We start from the raw sequence: 21,076 nt of genomic DNA, 5'->3' as shown, positions 1-21,076 counted from the left end.
GACATTATGACCAGGTTAGAATTACAAAACCAACGGATTCTTGTCACTGGTGGCGCAGGATTTCTCGGCCGTCAGGTAATTGATCAACTGTGTAAGGCTGGATTTGATAGTGGTAAAATTACAGTCACGCGATCGCGTGACTGTGATTTGCGTTCCTTAGAAAATTGTCAACGTGCAGTTAACCAACAAGATATTGTCATTCACTTGGCAGCTCATGTCGGCGGTATTGGTCTTAACCGGGAAAAACCTGCGGAGTTGTTCTACGACAACTTGATCATGGGTACTCAATTGATTCACGCTGCCCATGAAGCTGGAGTGAAAAAGTTTGTTTGTGTTGGCACTATTTGTGCTTATCCCAAGTTTACACCAGTACCATTCAAAGAAGATGACCTATGGAATGGTTACCCTGAAGAAACTAACGCTCCCTACGGAATCGCTAAGAAAGCGCTTTTAGTCCAACTACAATCTTACCGCCAGCAGTATGGATTTAATGGCATTTACTTGTTGCCAGTGAATTTATACGGACCTGAAGATAACTTTGATCCCCGTAGTTCCCATGTAATTCCGGCGTTAATTCGTAAAGTTCATGAAGCTCAGATCAAGGGAGAAAAACAACTTCCTGTTTGGGGTGATGGTAGTCCTACCCGTGAATTTCTGTATTCAGAAGATGCAGCCCGGGGAATTGTCATGGGTACTACATCTTACAATGACTCTGAACCAGTTAATTTGGGCACGGGTTCAGAAATCTCGATCCGTGATTTAATTACTCTAATCTGCGAATTAATGGAGTTTGATGGTGACATTGTTTGGGAAACAGATAAACCCAATGGTCAACCCCGGCGTTGTTTGGATATTGAACGTGCCAAGGAAGTTTTTGGTTTTAGCCCTCAGGTCAGTTTTAGACAAGGGCTAAAGAATACCATTGACTGGTATCGGCAAAACGCTGAATAGTTGGTGTAGAGTGGGCATTGTTGCCCACCTTTTTTAACTCAGTAACCCAGAACCTGCCAATGAAAAAGACAAGGTACCCGGAGGTTTGTTAATGAAGAAAGTTGAATTACGCCGGACTTTGCTACAAAAACGGGAATCACTATCTGTGGAAGAATGGACACAAAAAAGCCATGGCATCTGTAGCCAACTAAAAAAGTCTGCTGTATTTATCCAGGCTAGAACAATCCTAGCTTATTTTAGCTTTCGTCAAGAACCTGACCTTAGTCCATTGTTTAGGGATACTAGTTACAATTGGGCTTTTCCCCGTTGCGTTGGCAAGTCTCTTGTTTGGCATTTCTGGACACCGGCAGATCCCCTTCACATCGGAGCTTATGGCATTGCCGAACCTCATCCCTATGCTCCCAGTGTAGATCCCCAGGAAGTTGATTTGATTCTTGTTCCTTGTGTGGCTTGCAACTATCAGAAGTATCGTTTGGGGTATGGTGGTGGATATTATGATCGCTTACTCAGTTCACCGGAATGGGCAAATAAGCAGACCATAGGTATTGTTTTTGATTTTGCTTATTTATCCCAAATACCTGTTGAAAGTTGGGATAAACCTTTACAGAATATTATTACTGAAAACCGCCGGAAACTATAGCGGCTAAATTAAATTTTTCCCCTATTATGCTAGTAGGCTTAATTATGAATTACAAATCACAAATTATTAATTTAGGGGAATAAAGTTGACTAATTTAAATATTTCTAACCGAGGACGGCAACTTATTTTTATCTACAGTTTATTAGGAGCCATCGCACTAGGAACGCTTTTTCCTTTATTGTGGCTAGTCAGCACAGCTTTGAAGTCTCCTGGAGAAAATATTTTACAGTGGCCGCCCCAGTTGTTCCCCAGTGAACCAACATTAAACAATTTCTTTACTGTGTGGCAAGCTTTACCTTTTCCACAATATCTATACAATAGCACCTTGGTAGCTGTGATGACTGTGGGTTTGAATTTATTATTTTGTTCTTTAGCTGCTTACCCTTTAGCAAGATTGTCATTTGTGGGGCGAAACTGGATTTTTATTGCCATGGTTTCTACCATCATGATTCCTTTTCAAATCGTGATGATACCTCTGTATATTTTAACGGTTCAATTAGGTTTAAGGAATACTTACTTAGGAATAATTTTTCCTAATTTAGCTTCAGCTTTTGGGATTTTTTTACTGCGACAAGCTTTTATGAGCGTACCCAAGGAACTCGAAGAAGCTGGGCGGATGGATGGTAGTTCAGAGTTGGGTTTATGGTGGCATATTATGTTGCCGGCAATTCGCCCAGGGTTAGTTACTTTGTCTATTTTTGTCTTCATTGGTTCTTGGAGCGACTTTCTTTGGCCTTTAGTTGTCATCCAAGATGAAGGCCTATATACTCTGCCCTTGGGAGTAGCAAAGTTAGCCGGTACATTTTCTTTAGATTGGCGGTTAGTTGCTGCAGGTTCAATAATTTCTATTGCGCCAATATTACTATTGTTTTTATTTTTACAGCGTTACATCGTACCTACGGAAACCCATAGTGGTGTCAAAGGCTAAATGCAAGAATGTCGAGGATTAACAAAAATATTGATTAATTGACATAATGCTGATGTACCATGGCTCCCACTGCTCATTTGCCTCCCTGTCCGTAAATATGAGGAGTGTCAAGAAGGATGGTAAGTAGATTTTTGCTAAGTTCACTAATTATTTGGGCTAGGGCCTAGGTGCGGGTACAGTGGATCCCACGATGCATTAGTGAATCATTCCCGAGGTTCAACCAAAATCCCTGGAATAGTTATTTTTTGGTTTTGAACTTCGGTCTTTTGCTGGGTAAGGGTTTCAGGAGTTTTACTACTATGGTAAAGTCTATTTCAGCCGTTAACTTTCCTGAACTTCGGAAAGTGCATCTAGATTTCTTACCAGGTAAGGGTTTAAAATGGGTGAGTCCCCACTCGCTGGGGACACTAATTGAATGGAAACGCCGTCGGGGCTGAAGGCGAGAGTCCATGGGGTTCCATGTCCCCACTCGCTGGGGACACTAATTGAATGGAAACTTAACGATGTGGCTACGTTCTTGAGGATGTTAGGGTTTGTCCCCACTCGCTGGGGACACTAATTGAATGGAAACATTTACTCAACAGCTGTGATAGTTCTACATGCTTTTGCGTCCCCACTCGCTGGGGACACTAATTGAATGGAAACCCCGCAGGACTAGGATGACCTCCCCCCACTCTTTTTCGAGTCCCCACTCGCTGGGGACACTAATTGAATGGAAACAAAGTTGTAAGCTTTGCCATGCGTTGTCTAGACGATCTGTCCCCACTCGCTGGGGACACTAATTGAATGGAAACTGTCGGTTCCTGAGACGGCCGCTTTAACGGGGCAGGTCCCCACTCGCTGGGGACACTAATTGAATGGAAACAGTAAAACTCGCATTCGAGCTCTGTAAAGAACCCAGGTCCCCACTCGCTGGGGACACTAATTGAATGGAAACTCTGTATTAATGCTTTAGACAGCTTTGGTGATTTCGTCCCCACTCGCTGGGGACACTAATTGAATGGAAACCTAAGATCTCCGCCCAGAGTTTGATTGTTTTTCTTATTAGTCCCCACTCGCTGGGGACACTAATTGAATGGAAACTAATCTCTTTCGCGATATCAAGAGCCTCCTGGAGAGTCCCCACTCGCTGGGGACACTAATTGAATGGAAACTCACTCCACTCACCCCAGTAAAGGGGCTCTAAACCTAACGTGAGTCCCCACTCGCTGGGGACACTAATTGAATGGAAACGTAGCCCTCAGCTACCTCTAGGAGTCTCCTCCTCTGTCCCCACTCGCTGGGGACACTAATTGAATGGAAACTTATGTGAGGTCTAACACCCCTCATCTCGGGTAAGTCCTGTCCCCACTCGCTGGGGACACTAATTGAATGGAAACACAACTCGCCTGTGCTTCCTCCACAGAGTCGTAGTCGTCCCCACTCGCTGGGGACACTAATTGAATGGAAACTTTTCTGGTCAATTTCTTCCTTTTTTCTTTTTCTGCGTCCCCACTCGCTGGGGACACTAATTGAATGGAAACACTAGAGATATGGCCCTATAGAAGCCCTGTTTTGCAGTCCCCACTCGCTGGGGACACTAATTGAATGGAAACTTTGCCGTCCGGGCTTATGGCGACGGAAGTAACCGGTCCCCACTCGCTGGGGACACTAATTGAATGGAAACAGCTTTTGCTTTTTTGTTCATGCTCTTGGCTTTTTTGGTCCCCACTCGCTGGGGACACTAATTGAATGGAAACTGACATTCTCTGCCCCACCACTAGGACCCATAATGAGTCCCCACTCGCTGGGGACACTAATTGAATGGAAACCGGAGTTTCTCTGTAGTCATATCCCACACTTTAACGGTCCCCACTCGCTGGGGACACTAATTGAATGGAAACGGCGACACGTATAGCTCTAGAAGCGGACAGTACTGGGGAGGTCCCCACTCGCTGGGGACACTAATTGAATGGAAACGTGGCGCGCATATACACACCCCACAGAGGGTGTTCCTCCCGTCCCCACTCGCTGGGGACACTAATTGAATGGAAACGTGGTTTTTTCCCACTCAAAGCCGAGCTTTGAGTAGATGTCCCCACTCGCTGGGGACACTAATTGAATGGAAACGTGGTTTTTTCCCACTCAAAGCCGAGCTTTGAGTAGATGTCCCCACTCGCTGGGGACAATAATTGAATGGAAACTCGGCTTGTAATTGCTTGTAGTTCACTTGTTTTTTTGTCCCCACTCGCTGGGGACACTAATTGAATGGAAACTCGGGAGATAGATAATCAAAGTTAATCTTTAATGATGGTCCCCACTCGTTGGGGACACTAATTGAATGGAAACTGTAATAGTGTCATAACTTTTTCCCTTTGTTTTATGTGTCCCCACTCGCTGGGGACACTAATTGAATGGAAACTCCAGTGACTCGATATCCCTCGCTTCTTCTTTCTCAAGTCCCCACTCGCTGGGGACACTAATTGAATGGAAACTTCAATGTCTCTCGCTTCTTCTTTCTCAAGGAAGAAGTCCCCACTCGCTGGGGACACTAATTGAATGGAAACCTGGGTATTTCGAGACCAGGTATATTAATGCCGTTTTGGTCCCCACTCGCTGGGGACACTAATTGAATGGAAACTGTCTTGCACCTATCGATGAATAAAAATATGTATTGAGTCCCCACTCGCTGGGGACACTAATTGAATGGAAACTGGTGACGTTGAACTTAGGAATAGAATAATAGAGTCCCCACTCGCTGGGGACACTAATTGAATGGAAACTCTAGATAGATAAGGGAATAGAGTGTCAACAAACATGATGGTCCCCACTCGCTGGGGACACTAATTGAATGGAAACATTAATTTTTGCATTTTTTCCTTTGTTCTCTACACTCTCTAACTGTTTGTGGAGACCAGTTAATGGGAACATTTAATTAAAGATGAGATGGATTTTCAAAATTATGTTGAATACACCCATTATAATCCGGTGAAACATGGTTTGGTAAAATCAGCAAAAGATTGGGAATATTCCAGTTTTCATCGTGCTGTGCGTCAAGGTATCTATGACATTATGTGGGGTGCAGGTGAGGATATTATTTTTGATGATCATATTAGAAACGAGTAGGTTGGATAGAACGAAGTGAAACCCAACAATATAAACATAGGTTGTGTTGGGTTATGCCTGCAAAACTATTCATGCTTTAAGCTCTGAAAATAATCTTGAAGATTGCTTAACGAGTCCACATAAGGTTCTATTTCATGCTTAGAAACAAAATCATAAATTTTATTTACTCTCATTAAGAGTTGCCTTTGCTTGAAACCTACAAACTTTCTGACTGTTTTTCTTCTAGAATTATAAAGTAAGTAATATTTGCTAAGACGGATTTATTAGACCGAATTAAGCCAACTAATACTAAAATAGCTACTAAAATTCCTGCTCCAATACCCTAACGGTATATAAGTACAACTACAGTTGCGGTTATGAATAACACTTAGGCAGTAACTATTTCCGGTACTAAATTAGGGGATATTGACTCAAAATATAACACCATAATTTGCTCTGGAGGCAACCCAACAGATTCATAAGTTTGTCCATTACTATCGCTAAATTCTACTTCAAACGCAGCGCCATCGGCTAATAACTCAACTATCCCGCCCTTGTACCTACTTAGATAAAATGCGCTGTAATTTAGCCATACATGAGGCTTCATATTCCGGTAACGGCTAATGAATCACAAGTGATTCAAAATTCGCTGTGTAAGGTTCCTGTATGGGTTGCTGACTACTGACTTTGATTGCATTTAAATAACGTTGCAAAACCAGCAATTGTGAAAACTTGGGACGATAAGTGAGATTTCCTTGCTTTTCGAATAGTGGTGCACCGGCGATCGCTGTGTAGTCAGGGTTATTCTGAGAACCGAAGTTCAGCCAAGTAGAATTTGGCGCTCCAGGTATTAAACCCGGAGGTAATTCACCTTCTAAGAAAGCTAATAAGCGTTGCTGACAAATACTGGTATTAATTCCAGCATCTTGAAATAGCTGGAGAATTTCCCCAAAAGATAAAGTTCTATCCGGTAAAAGTTGCAGCAATTTCATAAACAGGAAATAGTCGGTGTAACGTTGCTTAGATTGTTCTAAAACCTGGGGATGTAAAGGTAAAGTTGCCAAACCATAAGCTACCCGACTACAACTAGGAGTACCGTTTTCACCGAGATACAAATATTGAATAATTTGGCTATTGGACAGTTTTTGCCGTAGCCAACTATTTACCACCGCTAAAGAAGCTAACCCACCGGTTAAGATAGCTTGATTAATTGCTTCTGTGGGTATACCACGAGCCACTAACAATTTATTAAATTCTCGGTTTAAGCGGCGCACAAAGGGTATCAAAACGTGGTTTTCTAAATCTCGGCGCTGTAATACCCAGCGCCTATCTGCCAATTCCAAAGTGAAGGAATCTTGCTGTTGTAAAATTAACTTTAAAGTCAGAGCTGCATTTAGCACCGCCTGTCCTAACACAGAACTTTCTAACTTCTGCTGGAGACGGATGCGAGCAGCAATGTCTGGTTCACCTACTTGGGGTAAATCTAATTCTTCTAATCCTAAACTTTCCCAACGCATTTCATCTAAACCGGGAAAAGCAGGTTGCCATTGCCAAGAATTGTTGGTATTTGTTTGATTATCTTCTTGGTTGACATTGCGTGGTTGCCCGTATTTTCGCGTAAGTAGCAACTGACAGATAATGTCTTGCTCAATGGCGTTACTACCGTAAGGGAAACTATGAAGCATGAAATCCCTGTGTGCCAATTGTTGCAAATTTTTTGGCAAATCAACCAGTGTCATTTCTGTTGTACTTGCGCCAATATTAATGACAAAGGTGTGACCCACTAGAGCATCATCCCTGGTTTTTGTTAGATGCAAACCTTGAGAATCCTTAATTTGCACTGTTTCGCCATTAGCCCCATGGAGTATGCTGAGTAAACTAGCGATGGCTTCTTCTACAAAAAATATTTGCTGTGGATGTTGGACTAATTTGCTTATTAGGACAGCTTCTCGCAGATTAAAGCGATATTGTTCTGACCAGCCAGATGGACAGGTGCAAATGACACCAGTAATGTTATTGATAATGTTGTGGAAAATTTCTTGACTTAAACCCACAGCGCTAGCTGTTAAACCTTGGGTTGTACTGTGGGGATCTGATTTTAAAGTTAAAAGTAACTTAGAAAGCGATCGCACAACCCAAATTAAAGGGCCTGCAGAAAAGTGGTTGAATTGTAATACAGGCTCCCATTTTTGTTGTTCATTCTTATAGGGGATAGCTATCTGTAAATATGGCTTCAATTGCACTGAGTAAAAGTTATGCTGCTGACTTTCCCCGTCATGTGCTTTTGTATCTTGAGTGGAAGTTGTCGGTAGATAAACTTCTGCTGGTAAACGAAACAATTGTTGAAAGGAAGTAACTCCCTGTTGGTTTTCTGCTGACCAGTAGATAGGATAAACAATAGCACTAGAACGATTCAATAAAGCGGCGGAAATTCCTGTTGTTCCCACATCAATGCCGAGATACCAAACAGACTCCGGGGTATTGAGAGCAACATCTGTATTATTTACAAAGTTGGAAGTTACCATTGAAGAGCCTTGTTTGTCAGCATTTGTCTCTAGAGTTGTAACTTTATCTTTTGTTTCAGTTGAGGGACTAAAATGTAAGTCAGCTTCTGTTTGCGGAGAAGATATCGGGTTAACCTCAAATACATCTACACTGGAGTCAGGAAAATTTGCAGTAGCAGAATCCATTAAAGGTTGTTGGTTTATGCTATTTTCAAAACCTGGAAAAACATCCAAATTCAAATCAGGATTGATAATTTCATCAAACTTGGCCAAGTCCTGATTTAATTGTTGCATTTGCCCTTCATCCAGAGTAATATCTTGCAAGTTAGCACACTGGCTCTCTTGTGAGTAAGCTGGAATATAGTTATCTAAATATTCATGCTGCAACTGTTGACTATAGGCTATGACTGATGATACTTCCCCATGTGAAGCAATTTCTAAAATTTGCTCCTCAGCTTCTACATCAGTAAATAATTGAGTTAAAGCTGTAATTGTATCAGCATTTCTTGATTCCACGGGAAGATTATCAGTTGATGTCACTTCTGTGGGGGACAATACAGGAAAATCTTGCCATGACTGTGGCTCTACATCTGCATGGTGAACCGAAGGTTCCAGAACCCGTGGAACCCCTTCCATTGCATCTGTTGGTATAATTTGTGGGATATTATTTGCAGGTATCACCTCTGGTTCTGAAGTCAGTGTAGTTGGTGTAATGTGCGACGATGATAAATCTTCTACATCAACGTTGAGAGAAATCAAATTATCAGTACTCAATAAACTGGCATAAAGTTGAGCCACCTCATCATCAATTGATTCCAAATCATTCTGCTCTAGCTCAGTTGCAATATTACGAGGTGATACAGAATCATCTACACCAAGCTCCAAAAGCATTGAACCCAGCTCATCTGTAGCAATTACATCTTTTTGTTCGTCATTCACCGTCAATGAGGAGGAAGCCTTTGACAGTGAAAATTCCCACGACTGAGTTGTTTGATCAGTCATATCATCCGTGGGATTTGTCGGTACCGATGATGATGTTGATGGAGATAGAGGTTGATTTTTTTCTAACTCCGGAAAAGAGAACACAGTCAGTTGGGCTTGTTGCTGCAAATGTTGGCTTAAATTCTTGACAAAGTTGGCCATTAACTGCTCCCCTTGCACACCATCACTGTGCATTCTGGCCAACCCTTGGGATAAAGACTCGTGATAAGTGTTTATATTGCGCTGTAATGCTTCAAAGACAAAGTTTAAAGTTCCATCTAGGGATAGTAGACGCTGATCCAATTCCTCCGTGAGATATGTTAACTTTTGTAACTGTTCTGATGATTCTGAGGTATGTAGAATCCTAGTAGATCCCAATTCTATACTGCTGGGATTATTGTCACTGGCAGAACCACCCACCATCTCCGGCGTTAAATTAGATGCTATGCGGCTGATAAGTAACTGCAAAAATTCCCCAATCATCTGGTCTTGGTTAGCCCACTGCTGGCTTAAAGAGTAGTTATGCAGTTTCCTTTGCTCTAGTTGTCTAATTTCTTGTCTGAGGTTTTCCCTCTCTTGGCTCATTGTTGCCAATTCTGCTTGCAAGGGCCCTATTAACGAAGATAATTCGCTTTTGAGTTGCTGAATTAATAAATTACCTTGTTCTTGCTCAGGCTGATTTTGCCGTTCTAAACATTGGCTATTACCTTGATTAACAAATTTGTCCAACAAAGGTGACTTTCGCACCTCTGTGTTCACCTGGTTTTGGTGGTTACTGTTTAAAATCTCACTTTCTTTTTCCTGGACAAGGAAGTTACGAATTTTTTCTAAAACTTCCTTGGCTTCCGGTGCTTGATTGGATAGAAGTCTAGGTAAGCGCTTACCACTGGTGTTCAGTAAGTTGTCAATGTCTGCAATCAATTTTTGGATTTCATGTACGCGGGAAGTCACTTTAAATTACCTTAGCTACAACTGTACGTTAACTTGTATGAAAATTACTAGAGAATTAGGAAACTTGGGAAAATGGGAATTCTAGGGACTCCCAACCAGAATTATGTTATAACTTTTGCTAATTAGAAGCCAGTACGGATAGTACAAGCCAGCTATTACAGATATTATCAACCATTAACCCCCATCTAAATAAGCGCGCCATTACTTTGTATGTTTATCTGCGGACAATTATTTTTATCCCTCCAAGAGAGGTTTTTAGAGTAAGTATCTAATTTTGCGATAACTACCGTAAGAATTACTGAAATAGGATTTGCTCATGAATCAGCACCTGTTAGAGCGGATTAACTTGAGGGCTATTTGAAATCTTCAAATACAAGAGGTTTTGCGAAGTTTTTTTCACAAAGTCCTTTGCTCTTTCATACTGTAATAGATGTTACACATTTTAGGAGGTATTTAGTAATAAAAAACATCCAGAAATGCCACAGCCAGCTTTGCACCTGTATGAGCAAACAATGTAGCTAAAGCGTGGCTGAATGGCAAGGGGTATTTTTCACTTGAGTTTTGTTGTTGGTGAATAGCTAAACATGTTACACTACCGAGAATTGACTATGTTGACTATTCTTAACTAAATCACGGAATTCCCTACTCAAAAGGGGGCAATATTTGATACTCTTATCGCTAATAAAGTTACCATTTTTGCATAGATGTGGTAGACTACAGTGGATATAATGAGAAATCACAATTACCGGTGGCAACCCCTTTACCAAGTTTATAATCTAGCTCTGGGTAGACTCAAATATCGGATAAATTCCCCTACCCTTTTGCCTGACCATGTAAATAAACGAATTTCTTTATAGCTTTTTCCTGCAATATACTGTGTTTGTGTCAAGTGGGTTGTGGTTTGATAGCTTAAGCTGAATACATCGCCTTGTTTTTTTATATATAAAGCTTAAATATGCCGCAATGGAAGACCCATATAGCTTGCAAGCAAGCAGCAATCCTTCGATAATTACGTCGTCGGCTCCCTTTTTTCAGGGGTTACCCCAAGCTGCTATAGAACTAGCTCTCAGTCATCTTGTTACTCTTACACACCCAGCAAATCAAGTGATTTTGCTAGAGAATGACTGGGGTGGTTCTGTATATTTTGTTTTAGATGGCTGGGTTAAAATTCGTACTTACAACCTGGAAGGTAAAGAGGTAACACTTAATATTATTGGTAAAGGAGAATTGTTCGGTGAAATGGCAGCATTAGATGAAGTTCCACGCTCTACTGATGTGATTACCCTGACTCCAGCGATGATTGGTAGTCTACCATCTCGGGATTTTGTTAAGTTGATTCATACAGAACCCTTGGCGGGACTGCGATTGTCACAATTGATGGCTAGACGCTTACGACAAGTGAACCGCCGACTACGATTGCGAGAATCTAATAGTCAGTCAAGAGTAGCAGACACTTTGTTATTTTTGTCAGAAGGACAGGGAACACAAGGACAAACTGGTACAGAAATTCCTAATTTACCTCATCGAGAATTGAGTAGTTTGAGTGGATTGGCGAGGGAAACAGTGACAAGAGCCTTAACAAGGCTAGAAAAAAAAGGGTTGATTATAAGAAATAGTGGCACAATTTGTATTCCTGATTTGTTAGCTCTAGAAAAGATAATCGTGTAAAGTGACCACTGACGCAGAGGACTGAGGACAAAGTTGTTTAAACTTTTTTCACCATGAACATTCCAAATTCTTTACCAGATGAAAATCCGTCCCATGAATTTCCTAATTCGTTAAATAAAGAGTTAGGTCAACACCAGTTGAGAGAACCCAGACTAAAAGTTGATGCACCGTTACAAATGGTGGAAACAGCGTTTTTAGCCAGTGCTGGGAGCTTAATTTGGTTGATTAATTTGTACTTTCCTTTGGGTCCGGTATTACGGGTATTTTTCCCAGTACCAATTGCTTTAGTTTACCTGCGCTGGGGCAAAAGAGCTTCTTGGATGGCTGCTGTGACCTCGGGGTTACTGTTATCCGTGCTGATGGGGCCAATTCGCAGTCTATTATTTGTTATGCCTTTCGCTTTTATGGGGGTGCTTTTAGGAGCAACATGGCATCGTCGGTTTCCCTGGATTGTATCTATCAGTTTAGGTACGCTGTTGGGTACATTGGGGGTGTTTTTTCGATTGTGGTTGCTGTCTTTGTTTTCGGGTGAAGATCTGTGGGTTTATTTTATTAACCAGGTAACGGAACTGATAGAGTGGGCATTTTTGAGGATGCAATTATTAGCTACTCCCAGTTTACTTTTAATACAAGTGGGAGCACTGGTGTTAATTGTAATTAATAACTTTATTTATCTGTTTATGGTACACCTGGCAGCATGGCTGTTATTGGAACGTTTGGGAAATTATCTTCCCCGTCCGCCACAATGGGTACAAGTTCTTATGGATTATGAAGGTTGAATAATTGATTCGTATTTATACTGAAATAGAACAAGGTGAAAAATGGATTCGTCGGTATGGGGATTCTTTACCGATATTTGCCTGTGTTTTAGGTTTTACTGATACTGCTCTCATTCCGGGCATTTCTGCCGCTGGTAGTACTCCAGAAGCACGAAAGTATACAGCTTGTGCTGACGCTGAGTTTTTATATTATGGGGCAGGAAGGAAACCTGTGTATCCCCTACCACCACTGATTGCGGGGGCTTCTCCGGTGCTAATTTCTCGGGCTGTGGTTGAAGCACTGAATATGCCAGTTTATTTGTTTAATGCTGGATTACCTCAACCTGCCGCTGTACCATTGATTGATTTGGGTGGCTGTCCAGCTAAGTGTTTAAGTCAAGGTGCAGCTATGAACATTACAACAGTAGACCATTTGCTACACCAAGGACTACTGTGGGGGGAACGTTTGGCTTTGAACCTTCAACAAGGATATGTGATTTTAGGGGAGTGCGTTGTGGGGGGTACTACAACTGCACTGGCAATTTTAACTGCCTTGGGTATAGACGCAGTGGGAAAAGTTAACAGTAGTCATCCTGTTTGTAATCATAAACAAAAGTGGGCAGTGGTAAAAGCTGGATTGGAGAAGATGAGGCAACGGAGAAAAGAAAAATTCTGTTTTTCCTCTCTTTCGTTAGATCCTTTAGAACTTGTTGCTGGGGTGGGGGATCCCATGCAAGTGGTGGTCGCTGGTATGGCCATCGCTGCTAGTCGTAGTTGTGGAGTTTTGCTGGCTGGTGGCACACAAATGCTGGCGGTTTACGCTTTAATCTGTGCCATCGCCGATGCTTATAGCTTGTATTGGCAACCAGGAGCAGTGGTTGTGGGTACTACCCGCTGGGTAGCAGAAGATCCAACTGGTAGCACCGTTGACTTAGCCCTTGCCTTGGGTAAAACAATTCCTCCCTTATTTGCCACTCAGTTAAGTTTTGCAAAGTCTCGTTATCCCCAACTCCAAGCTTATGACAAGGGTTTTGTGAAAGAAGGCGTAGGGGCAGGTGCTGCTTGCATTGCTGCTTATCTCAAGGAAAATTGGCAAGAAAAAGAATTTTTAACTGCCATTGAAACTCAATTAGAGCGGCTGATAGGTTGTTTGTAAACTATGTTTTTAAGTAGAAGCAGCAGTTGAGAATTGCTAAATGCTAATAACTAAGCCGTGAAACTTCCATTTCCCATGGGAACAACAAAATTGCCTGAATCTAAGAACTGCTGACGGCCTTTTTTGGTACTCATCATTTAGTAATTTAATGAATTCTATCTTTCATCAATTGTTCTTCTAAGGCAGCAATGCGATTGTATGCTGCTGTTAATTGTGCTGTTAGTCTTTGTATTTGAATTTCTGGTGTTAAGTTTTTATCTCCACCTTGTCGATTCATCTCTAAAGACATGCCATCTGTTAATACATCCTTGTGTTCCATTTGTGGACTTAAATTTATATGTCCTTTAAACTGGTGGGCAACTACCCCACTATTTTCTACGTAGTTATTCTTTGCTCGTGCATTTGCCAAAGAGCATTCTGAGAAAGCTTGAGCAACTCTATTATCAAGTTGCTCAATCACTTGGTAGAGGGCATCAAGTTTATGACTCAAAGTCAGGATATGTTTCTGTAGTGGTTCCATTAAATACCCTCCTCCTTTCGTCGGTACATCTTTTATATGTTATTCAATTTACTGGTGATATTAACTATATTTTTGAATTATTTAATTTTTCCAAGATTTTGTCTATTTCTGAACACTAAGTATTTACTCATAAATAGGTCTTGATATTTTAAACCAGTATTATTATTATTCATGATGATTGTGGAGAGAAATCAATTTATTAGCAGCGACTATTAGAATATTACTCTAAAGTCCGTAAATGTCTCGGTTTGCCGACATTATTTACAAAATACGGTCTAATAAGCAGTTGGGCTATAATTTTTTATAGTCAAAGTTCCAAAATTAAAAATCCAAAATCGATGGATCGACGCTCTTTTTTCTTGGGTGCAGGTGGACTGGGGCTTTCGCAGCTGTTAGTTGGTTGTGGCGGAAGCAACCAGACAAAATTCAATGTCCGGTTGTTAAAAGGTTCTATTCCCAGTCAGATAGTTACTCAGTTTCGCCGGAGTTTAGAGCAACAGGTACAGTTTAACTTTTCGCCTGTGGATCAGATACACGATTTGTTTAAACAATTGCAAACTTGGCAAAATAAATCAGAAACCAGTAATGATTCATTTTGGACTAGGTTCATGCCGTTTAAGCAATCCCATCCAAAAGTTCCATCTGATTTAGTAACCTTGGGAGATTATTGGCTGAAAGCAGCTATTGAGGAAAAACTTATTCAACCATTAGAAGAGGCAGAAGTCCAACAGTTAAAACATTGGTCTGCTTTAGATCAAAGGTGGAAGCAACTGGTAAAGCGTGATAATCAAGGCAACTGGGATACCGAAGGAGATGTTTGGGCTGCTCCTTACCGTTGGGGTAGTACGGTAATTGTTTATCATCGTGAAAAGTTCCAGAGTTTGGATTGGACTCCCCAGGATTGGAGTGATTTGTGGCGAGATGAATTGCGGGAGCGGATTTCTTTACTGGATCAATCTAGAGAAGTAGTAGGCTTGGTTTTGAAAAAGCTGGGGGCATCCTACAATACAGAAAATCTAAACACAATACCGGATTTAAAAAATGAACTAAGGGCATTAAACCAACAGGTAAAGTTCTACAGTTCCAATAACTACTTAGAACCGTTAATTATTGGAGATACTTGGCTAGCTGTTGGTTGGTCAACTGATATTATGTCGCTTCTGACGAATTATCCCCAGCTTGCCGTAGTGATCCCGAAATCAGGAACAGCAATTTGGGCTGACCTATGGGTGCGTCCTAAAGGAGTTAAAAAAGATACTTTTGCATCACAGTGGATTGATTTTTGTTGGCAACCAGATATCGCTAAAAAAATTTCTGTGCTAACTAGAAGTAATTCGCCAATTTCTTTTGATATTACCTCATGGGATCTTCAGAAACCATTTAGAAACCTGTTGCACAGCAATAGTGAAGTTTTCAACAAAAGTGAATTTTTGCGTCCTTTACCTCCATCAGCAATTGAGCAATATGAATCTTTGTTCACAAAAATGAAACAAGGGTAGCAATTAGTTTTTTAGAAAGAGCGCAATAACTCTAATAATGATGTCAAAATCACAGGTATAAGTTGCTAAGAGTTTTTTTGATAGTTAAAGAGTCACAAGTTATGACCGTCTTTTCTCCCACTGCTACCTAAGGGGTTTACAAAATCGTAACGCTATAGATAATCTAGCAAGCCCCAAATTTGCTAATTAATGGTCACGTCTACTCTGGCGGGTTATTTGTGTTGAGGCCGATGATTTACGAGTAATGCATATTACTAAATATTAATTTATCTAAACTCTGATAGCAGAAAAGGGAAGTCTTTTCTAACCAGGTGTCCAATTACCTGATGAATGAGTTGTATTTGCTGGTTGGGAGTGGAAAACATGAGTATGATGAACAGACTAATTTTGGTGGAGTAGTTATTCTCCTAGCAGTATTGAAATTCTCATACTGTTACGTTTTTGTCGGAGAGTCATGACACCTAAAGAATTTTTAGACAATTTAGCCACAGCCGCAACAGATGCCGAAAAACTAATGGTTGTTGCTCAATATCTCGAAACAACTGCAATGGACAATGCAACTACCCCAAAATGGCGGAGAATTCCTTATAGTTCCGAGATTGAAATGGCCCTGAGTAATGTTGCTTTTCATTTAGAAGCACTGGCCGAGGGGGGGAATTGATTTTGCTGCTTTAATTCCCTTGTTGAATCCACTTCCGCCCTGCTTTCTCCGCGCCTTCGGGGGTATAGAAAATCTTGCCCTCACCAAACATTTCACCCCCAGGACTAATCAAGCGGAACTGCCAGCAATTTTCTTCTTCAGTGTAAAATACTGTTAGGGTAACGTTATCAATGCCAACAACTAAGTGAATTTTGATGGTACTCATTAGTGGTATTTCGACGTCTACCTTTTTTTATTATTTTTAACATACTATTTTAACGTGTAGAGATAAATCAACTTAACTAACTTGCATTTTAAATTATGAATATTTTAAATTACTAATTACGCGTTATTCCCATAGTCTTCTCCTATTCTTCCCGCTTAATTTTTCGTGAGCATCATCTAATAATGCGGGAATATTTAATTTTTCTGGACAGCGAGGTAAACATTCACCACATTCTGTACAACGGTTTGCTTTCATTCCTGGAAACCAGTGACCAGCATTTTCAAACATACCATAACGATATTTTCCATATTCTTTCATATCGTAGGCAACAGCTAGATTTCTTAACCGCAATACCTCTGGAATATTGATATTTTCTGGACAAGGTAAACAAGCATAACATTGGCTACATTGTTCAGTTTTTAAGGCAGCTTTTTGATATTGTTCTAACTTTTGTAAAACTAAAGTTTCTGATAGTGTTAGTTGGCTATCATTATCAGCAACTTGTAAAGGTTCGATTAATTCACGTGGGTTAGCTGCGCCTACACTCAAAGTAGTAACCCGATGATCACTGAGTAAAAAGCGATAATTTAATGCTAAAGGTGAATAAGGCTGACAGAGGTTTCTTAACATTTGGGGTGGTGTGTAAAGGCGACCTCCTTTATCAGCTGGGGAAATGATAAAAATGCCCATATCCTTTTCAGCAGCTAGTTGAATTGCTGGAGCATTACGTTGGAAAAAATAGTAATAATGTAGATTGACAAATTCAAACAAATCTGTATTGATTGCCGCAATAATTACATCTAATGAACCGTGGGTGGAAAAACCAACGTGGCGCACTCGACCATCATTAAGGGCTTCGTGGACAGCCTTCATGCAGCCACCCTTGGCCTGTACCCACTGGAGATGTTCCCAGGTATTTAGGCCATGAATTCCTAAGCAATCTACATAATCTAGATTTAATCGTTCTAGGGAATCATTGATGCACTGACGCATACTATCAGCATCAATTGTGGGGCTGATTTTAGTGGTGATATGAATCTGGGAACGGGATGCTGACAATCCGCCTTTGATAGCTGAACCAAGATACTCCTCACTTTTGCCATAACCCCTGGCTGTTTCGATATGATTCACTCCTAGAGCTAAGGCTTTAGCTATGGTGTGCCGGGCATTTTCCTTGTCAGCTAGGTAGCGCATTGTTCCTAAAGAAAAAACCGAGAGATGTAGGTTCGTTTTTCCAAAGCGTCGGTATTGCATAAAATCTACTGTGAGCAGAGGGTTAGTCTGTGTTTGGTTTGTCTGTACACCCTGGAAAAAAGGAAAAAAGGAAGAAGGATTGGGCTAGAAGTACAATGTATTTTTTTCTGCACTTTCCCCCCGTGCTTATTCCTGCTTCCTAATGTTGACTTAATTAGCTCTCGCCATTGCCAAAGCGTTTGATTAAATCTTCTGGACGAAGATTGGAAATAAATTCCCGGAAGGCTTGCTGTTCTGCTTCATCAGCGTCGCGGTCAACAGGGATTGAAGCATCGGAAACCACTTCTTCCATGACCCAGATAGGGGAGTTAGTGCGGAGAGCTACAGCGATGGCATCACTGGGACGCGCATCAATTTCTTTTTTGATTTCCCCCTGCTGAACAATTAAGGCTGCATAAAATGTGTCCTTTTGTAAGGAGTGAATAATCACCTTTTCTAGAATCATGGAACATGACTCTAAAAGATTCACAATTAAGTCGTGTGTTAACGGTCTGGGAGGCTTTTGATTTTCTAGCGCACCCATAATTGCCCTTGCTTGCTCCTGTCCAATATAAATTGGCAAAGCACGTCGATCTGAAGCATCTTTCAAAAGTACGATGGGACTGCGGGTTATGGCATCTAATGCTATGCCAGCGACTCTCATTTCAATCATTGCCTAAGCCTCTACAATCCTTTGGATGATTGGGTGCTGTGTAACAAATAGTACCCTAGCACTGGGTAAATTGGGGGCGGAAATAAACATAACCATTGTTCTCTATAATTGCTTCTATTAAACTCCGAACTTGTTGTGAACACCAGAGTAGGTCAAGGTCGTCTATGTAGACAATAACCTTCTTAACCAAGTATGCCTTGTGAAGGATGCGAATATGTTAATAAATCTATACTAAAAATAGTCAGAAATTATACTCAAAGTGTTCTACATTAATGTCATAATTACAGTGGATTTTCGGGAAAATTAGGCAATAAATAGAATTAGTTTGAAAAAAAAGCCGTGTTTACAGGATTAATCCAATCTCTAGGAACAATGAAACCCTTGGGGGGCGATAGTTGGCAGATTAGCTTTGCAAGTCAGTCTTCTGTTGTTATTATGCAGGACTTGGCTTATGGCGATAGTGTTGCGGTGGATGGCGTTTGCTTAACAGTGGAGAAAATCTTAAATAACGGGTTTATCGCTACTGCTTCACCGGAAACTCTGCGCCGAACGACTTTGGGAGAAGAGGAAACACAACAGAGATATGTGAACTTAGAAGCTTCGTTGCGGGTGGGAGGTAAAGTAGGCGGTCATTTTGTCATGGGTCATGTAGATGGTGTGGGTCAATTGGTAGCAGCTAAACAAACTGCTAGTTCTTGGGAGATGACCTTTACTGCACCCAATGCGATCGCGCGGTATATTGTCCCCAAAGGTAGCATTGCTGTAAATGGTGTGAGCCTAACAATAGCTGCATATGAGCCGGAATTATCTCAGTTTACAGTGGCAGTAATTCCCCTGACCTATGACGAAACAAATCTCCGTGATCTTGTCTCTGGCAGTTGGGTAAATTTAGAAGGGGATATTTTGGGCAAATATGTGGAGAAGTTTCTTTCCAATGGGAGACAACAGGGGCAAACCGATGTAGTGACACCTGCTTTTTTAGCAGAACATGGATATCTGTAATTAGGGAGTGGGTTTTGAGTATTAGAAAAACTCTTCCCCAATCCCCAATCCCCATTCTTAGCTATCCGGTTGTTGAGCCAGTCGAGGAGTTTGTAAGGCTTGTACAAGCTGATTGAGAGCCATTTGTAATTGTACACCTGAGTCCACGGCAACCCAACCTTGTGGTTGCAGGTGGCGGACTTCAAAGTGCAGGTGAGGACCTGTGGAATTACCAGTGCTACCAACTCGCCCGATCACGGTTCCTTGCTCTACCCTTTGACCAGGTTGAACAAACAGTTCTGACAAATGACCATAAAGGGTTTGCTGGGCGGAAGGGTGGTTGATAATTACGGTTAGACCATAACCACCCAACCAGTTAGCAGTTTCCACTTCACCAGGAGCGCTGGCTACTACTGGTGTACCCATGGGAGCACCTAAATCTGTACCGGAGTGGAAGCGGCGATCGCCTGTGATAGGATGAGTTCTCCAACCAAATACAGAAGTAATACGGGCGGGTATGGAAAGCGGAAATATCATTCCCCTGTGGTTACTATGGGCCAGTGTCCCAGTGAAGGGAATTTGTGGCAATACGGATGCTAATGGAAAGTTGTAATCTACTCTACTAGGACGGGGTGCAATATTACCTACTGCCATTGGTGGTGGTAGAGTTCCTCCATTGCCTGGGATGGGAGATGCGATAGCTGTTTTAGTAGAGAAATTGCTGGGGTTAGGGATAAACCGATTCGGGCGATATGCAGCTCTGCTGATATCACGAGATGCGGTTTGTTTAGGCTGCCATGTGTTCTTACTGTTTGTGGTAATTACTGGTGGAACTGTCGCAACTTTAGATACCTGAGTGTTTTGGCTGGCTTTGATCCAGTTAGGTGTTGTTTTAACATCAGAATTAGCTACGGGCTGATTGGGGGCAGGTTTCTGGGTTACCCCAGCACAATTACTCCCTGAGATACTTTGCCCGGATGGTAAAACGGTTTGACAACCACTAGAGCGTTCTGTTAGCAGTACAGAGCTAGGTGCTTGATAGGTAGCTGTGGTGTTAGTGTTGTAGTTGATGGGATCGATATAGGCGTTATTATAATCCTTGGTTTTCCCTGGTTCTGCACTGGTAACTCTGTGGGAATTACTTGATGGTCTAGCAACTTTTGGGAGTTTTTCAGGCAAGGTAAGGTGTTCAGTAGGTGGTGATACCTCTGTTTTAGGTTGCTTTAATGTGACATTTACCTTGGGTGGTGATACCTCTGTTTTAGGTTGCTTTATTGTGACATTTACCTTAGGTGGTGATATTTGTTGTCTACTACGGAGTCTCTGTTTCAGGTCAGCTTGCCGTTGTGCGAGGTCTGATTCTGGTCGAGAGGGTGCTGAAGAAACAATATCTTTTTTTACGTTACTTGGGATGACTGCTGTTGGCCGGGAAGTTTCAACAGTGGGAACAATATTATCTATACCTGTTTGTGTTTGGGCAACTGCTAACCCGCTACTTAGGAAGCTGACACTACTCAGCAAAAAAAAGCTTTGTGCTGGTAGGGTAGATACATAGATGTGCAAGAGTTTCCCGTAAGAATGGCGTCTTGATAAGTTGTGGGAGTGATGATGGGCAGATTTATAGCGCTGCGTCATTGTTTCTCTCTGTTTTTTTAAGTTAGCCTAAAGAGATGATGTCAGTGG

General features: G+C 41.5%; 17 protein-coding genes and 1 CRISPR repeat array. Of the genes, 10 read left to right on the top strand and 7 right to left on the bottom strand.

Features of this window, described 5'->3' with window-relative positions:
• Nucleotides 1–6 precede the first annotated feature (6 nt).
• The 4 genes from NWP25_RS13330 (at nt 7) to NWP25_RS13315 (ending at nt 5,624) form a co-directional block, all read left to right on the top strand.
• Nucleotides 7–951: a GDP-L-fucose synthase family protein gene (locus NWP25_RS13330; protein ID WP_280651102.1), complete on the top strand. Its 945-nt coding sequence runs from the start codon at nt 7–9 to the stop codon at nt 949–951.
• A gap of 91 nt (nt 952–1,042) precedes the next feature.
• The gene (locus tag NWP25_RS13325) at nt 1,043–1,591 is read left to right on the top strand and encodes a 5-formyltetrahydrofolate cyclo-ligase (RefSeq protein ID WP_280651101.1); all 549 of its coding nucleotides are present in this window, start codon (nt 1,043–1,045) and stop codon (nt 1,589–1,591) included.
• Nucleotides 1,592–1,676: 85 nt separating this feature from the next.
• Nucleotides 1,677–2,519, top strand: coding sequence for a carbohydrate ABC transporter permease (locus NWP25_RS13320; protein WP_280699569.1), 843 nt, complete (start codon nt 1,677–1,679; stop codon nt 2,517–2,519).
• 387 nt (nt 2,520–2,906) lie between these two features.
• Nucleotides 2,907–5,357: direct repeats of the CRISPR family, unit length 36 nt; unit sequence GTCCCCACTCGCTGGGGACACTAATTGAATGGAAAC.
• 87 nt (nt 5,358–5,444) lie between these two features.
• Nucleotides 5,445–5,624, top strand: a complete 180-nt coding sequence (locus NWP25_RS13315) for a hypothetical protein (RefSeq protein ID WP_313958980.1) — start codon at nt 5,445–5,447, stop codon at nt 5,622–5,624.
• A 367-nt stretch (nt 5,625–5,991) separates the two neighbouring features.
• On the opposite strand, the gene NWP25_RS13310 is transcribed toward NWP25_RS13315, so the two are convergent.
• Together NWP25_RS13310 and NWP25_RS13305 are read right to left on the bottom strand one after the other, a co-directional pair.
• A complete protein-coding gene (locus NWP25_RS13310) occupies nt 5,992–6,210 on the bottom strand; it encodes a DUF4926 domain-containing protein (RefSeq protein WP_280651099.1) in 219 nt (72 codons plus the stop codon).
• A gap of 13 nt (nt 6,211–6,223) precedes the next feature.
• A complete protein-coding gene (locus NWP25_RS13305; protein ID WP_280651098.1) occupies nt 6,224–10,039 on the bottom strand; it encodes a hypothetical protein in 3,816 nt (1,271 codons plus the stop codon).
• A 963-nt stretch (nt 10,040–11,002) separates the two neighbouring features.
• Here NWP25_RS13305 and NWP25_RS13300 point away from each other — a divergent pair.
• The 3 genes from NWP25_RS13300 to cobT are packed head-to-tail and all read left to right on the top strand — an operon-like array spanning nt 11,003 to nt 13,621.
• Nucleotides 11,003–11,707, top strand: coding sequence for a Crp/Fnr family transcriptional regulator (locus NWP25_RS13300; RefSeq protein WP_280651097.1), 705 nt, complete (start codon nt 11,003–11,005; stop codon nt 11,705–11,707).
• Nucleotides 11,708–11,760: 53 nt separating this feature from the next.
• A complete protein-coding gene (locus NWP25_RS13295) occupies nt 11,761–12,486 on the top strand; it encodes a DUF2232 domain-containing protein (RefSeq protein ID WP_280651096.1) in 726 nt (241 codons plus the stop codon).
• 4 nt (nt 12,487–12,490) lie between these two features.
• Entirely contained in the window at nt 12,491–13,621 is a 1,131-nt protein-coding gene (cobT, locus tag NWP25_RS13290; protein WP_280692359.1) for a nicotinate mononucleotide-dependent phosphoribosyltransferase CobT, read from the top strand.
• 145 nt (nt 13,622–13,766) lie between these two features.
• Here cobT and NWP25_RS13285 read toward each other — a convergent pair whose 3' ends face one another.
• Nucleotides 13,767–14,141: a hypothetical protein gene (locus NWP25_RS13285; RefSeq protein ID WP_280651094.1), complete on the bottom strand. Its 375-nt coding sequence runs from the start codon at nt 14,139–14,141 to the stop codon at nt 13,767–13,769.
• Nucleotides 14,142–14,479: 338 nt separating this feature from the next.
• On the opposite strand from NWP25_RS13285, the gene NWP25_RS13280 reads away from it, so the two are divergent.
• Nucleotides 14,480–15,640, top strand: coding sequence for an extracellular solute-binding protein (locus NWP25_RS13280; protein WP_280651093.1), 1,161 nt, complete (start codon nt 14,480–14,482; stop codon nt 15,638–15,640).
• 454 nt (nt 15,641–16,094) lie between these two features.
• Nucleotides 16,095–16,301 (top strand): hypothetical protein, encoded by a 207-nt coding sequence (locus NWP25_RS13275; protein WP_280651092.1) that lies wholly within the window; start codon nt 16,095–16,097, stop codon nt 16,299–16,301.
• A gap of 10 nt (nt 16,302–16,311) precedes the next feature.
• Here the strand turns inward: NWP25_RS13275 and NWP25_RS13270 are convergent, their stop codons facing one another.
• The 3 genes from NWP25_RS13270 to NWP25_RS13260 form a co-directional block, all read right to left on the bottom strand.
• Nucleotides 16,312–16,506 carry a hypothetical protein gene (locus tag NWP25_RS13270; RefSeq protein ID WP_280651091.1) on the bottom strand — a complete coding sequence of 65 codons (195 nt, stop codon included), beginning with the start codon at nt 16,504–16,506 and terminating at the stop codon, nt 16,312–16,314.
• Between the two features lie 123 nt (nt 16,507–16,629).
• Entirely contained in the window at nt 16,630–17,760 is a 1,131-nt protein-coding gene (locus tag NWP25_RS13265) for an aldo/keto reductase (protein ID WP_280699567.1), read from the bottom strand.
• A 154-nt stretch (nt 17,761–17,914) separates the two neighbouring features.
• On the bottom strand, nt 17,915–18,412 hold the full coding sequence (locus NWP25_RS13260) for a bifunctional nuclease family protein (protein WP_280651089.1): 498 nt from the start codon (nt 18,410–18,412) through the stop codon (nt 17,915–17,917).
• A gap of 339 nt (nt 18,413–18,751) precedes the next feature.
• On the opposite strand from NWP25_RS13260, the gene NWP25_RS13255 reads away from it, so the two are divergent.
• A complete protein-coding gene (locus tag NWP25_RS13255; RefSeq protein WP_280651088.1) occupies nt 18,752–19,414 on the top strand; it encodes a riboflavin synthase in 663 nt (220 codons plus the stop codon).
• 57 nt (nt 19,415–19,471) lie between these two features.
• On the opposite strand, the gene NWP25_RS13250 is transcribed toward NWP25_RS13255, so the two are convergent.
• Complete coding sequence (locus NWP25_RS13250) at nt 19,472–21,028, bottom strand: M23 family metallopeptidase (protein WP_280699565.1); 1,557 nt, start codon at nt 21,026–21,028, stop codon at nt 19,472–19,474.
• Between the last annotated feature and the right edge of the window lie 48 nt (nt 21,029–21,076).

The sequence above is a fragment of the Umezakia ovalisporum Ak1311 genome (assembly GCF_029891685.1).
GTDB classification, from domain to species: domain Bacteria; phylum Cyanobacteriota; class Cyanobacteriia; order Cyanobacteriales; family Nostocaceae; genus Umezakia; species Umezakia ovalisporum.
This window is presented reverse-complemented; position numbering and strand designations above follow the sequence as displayed.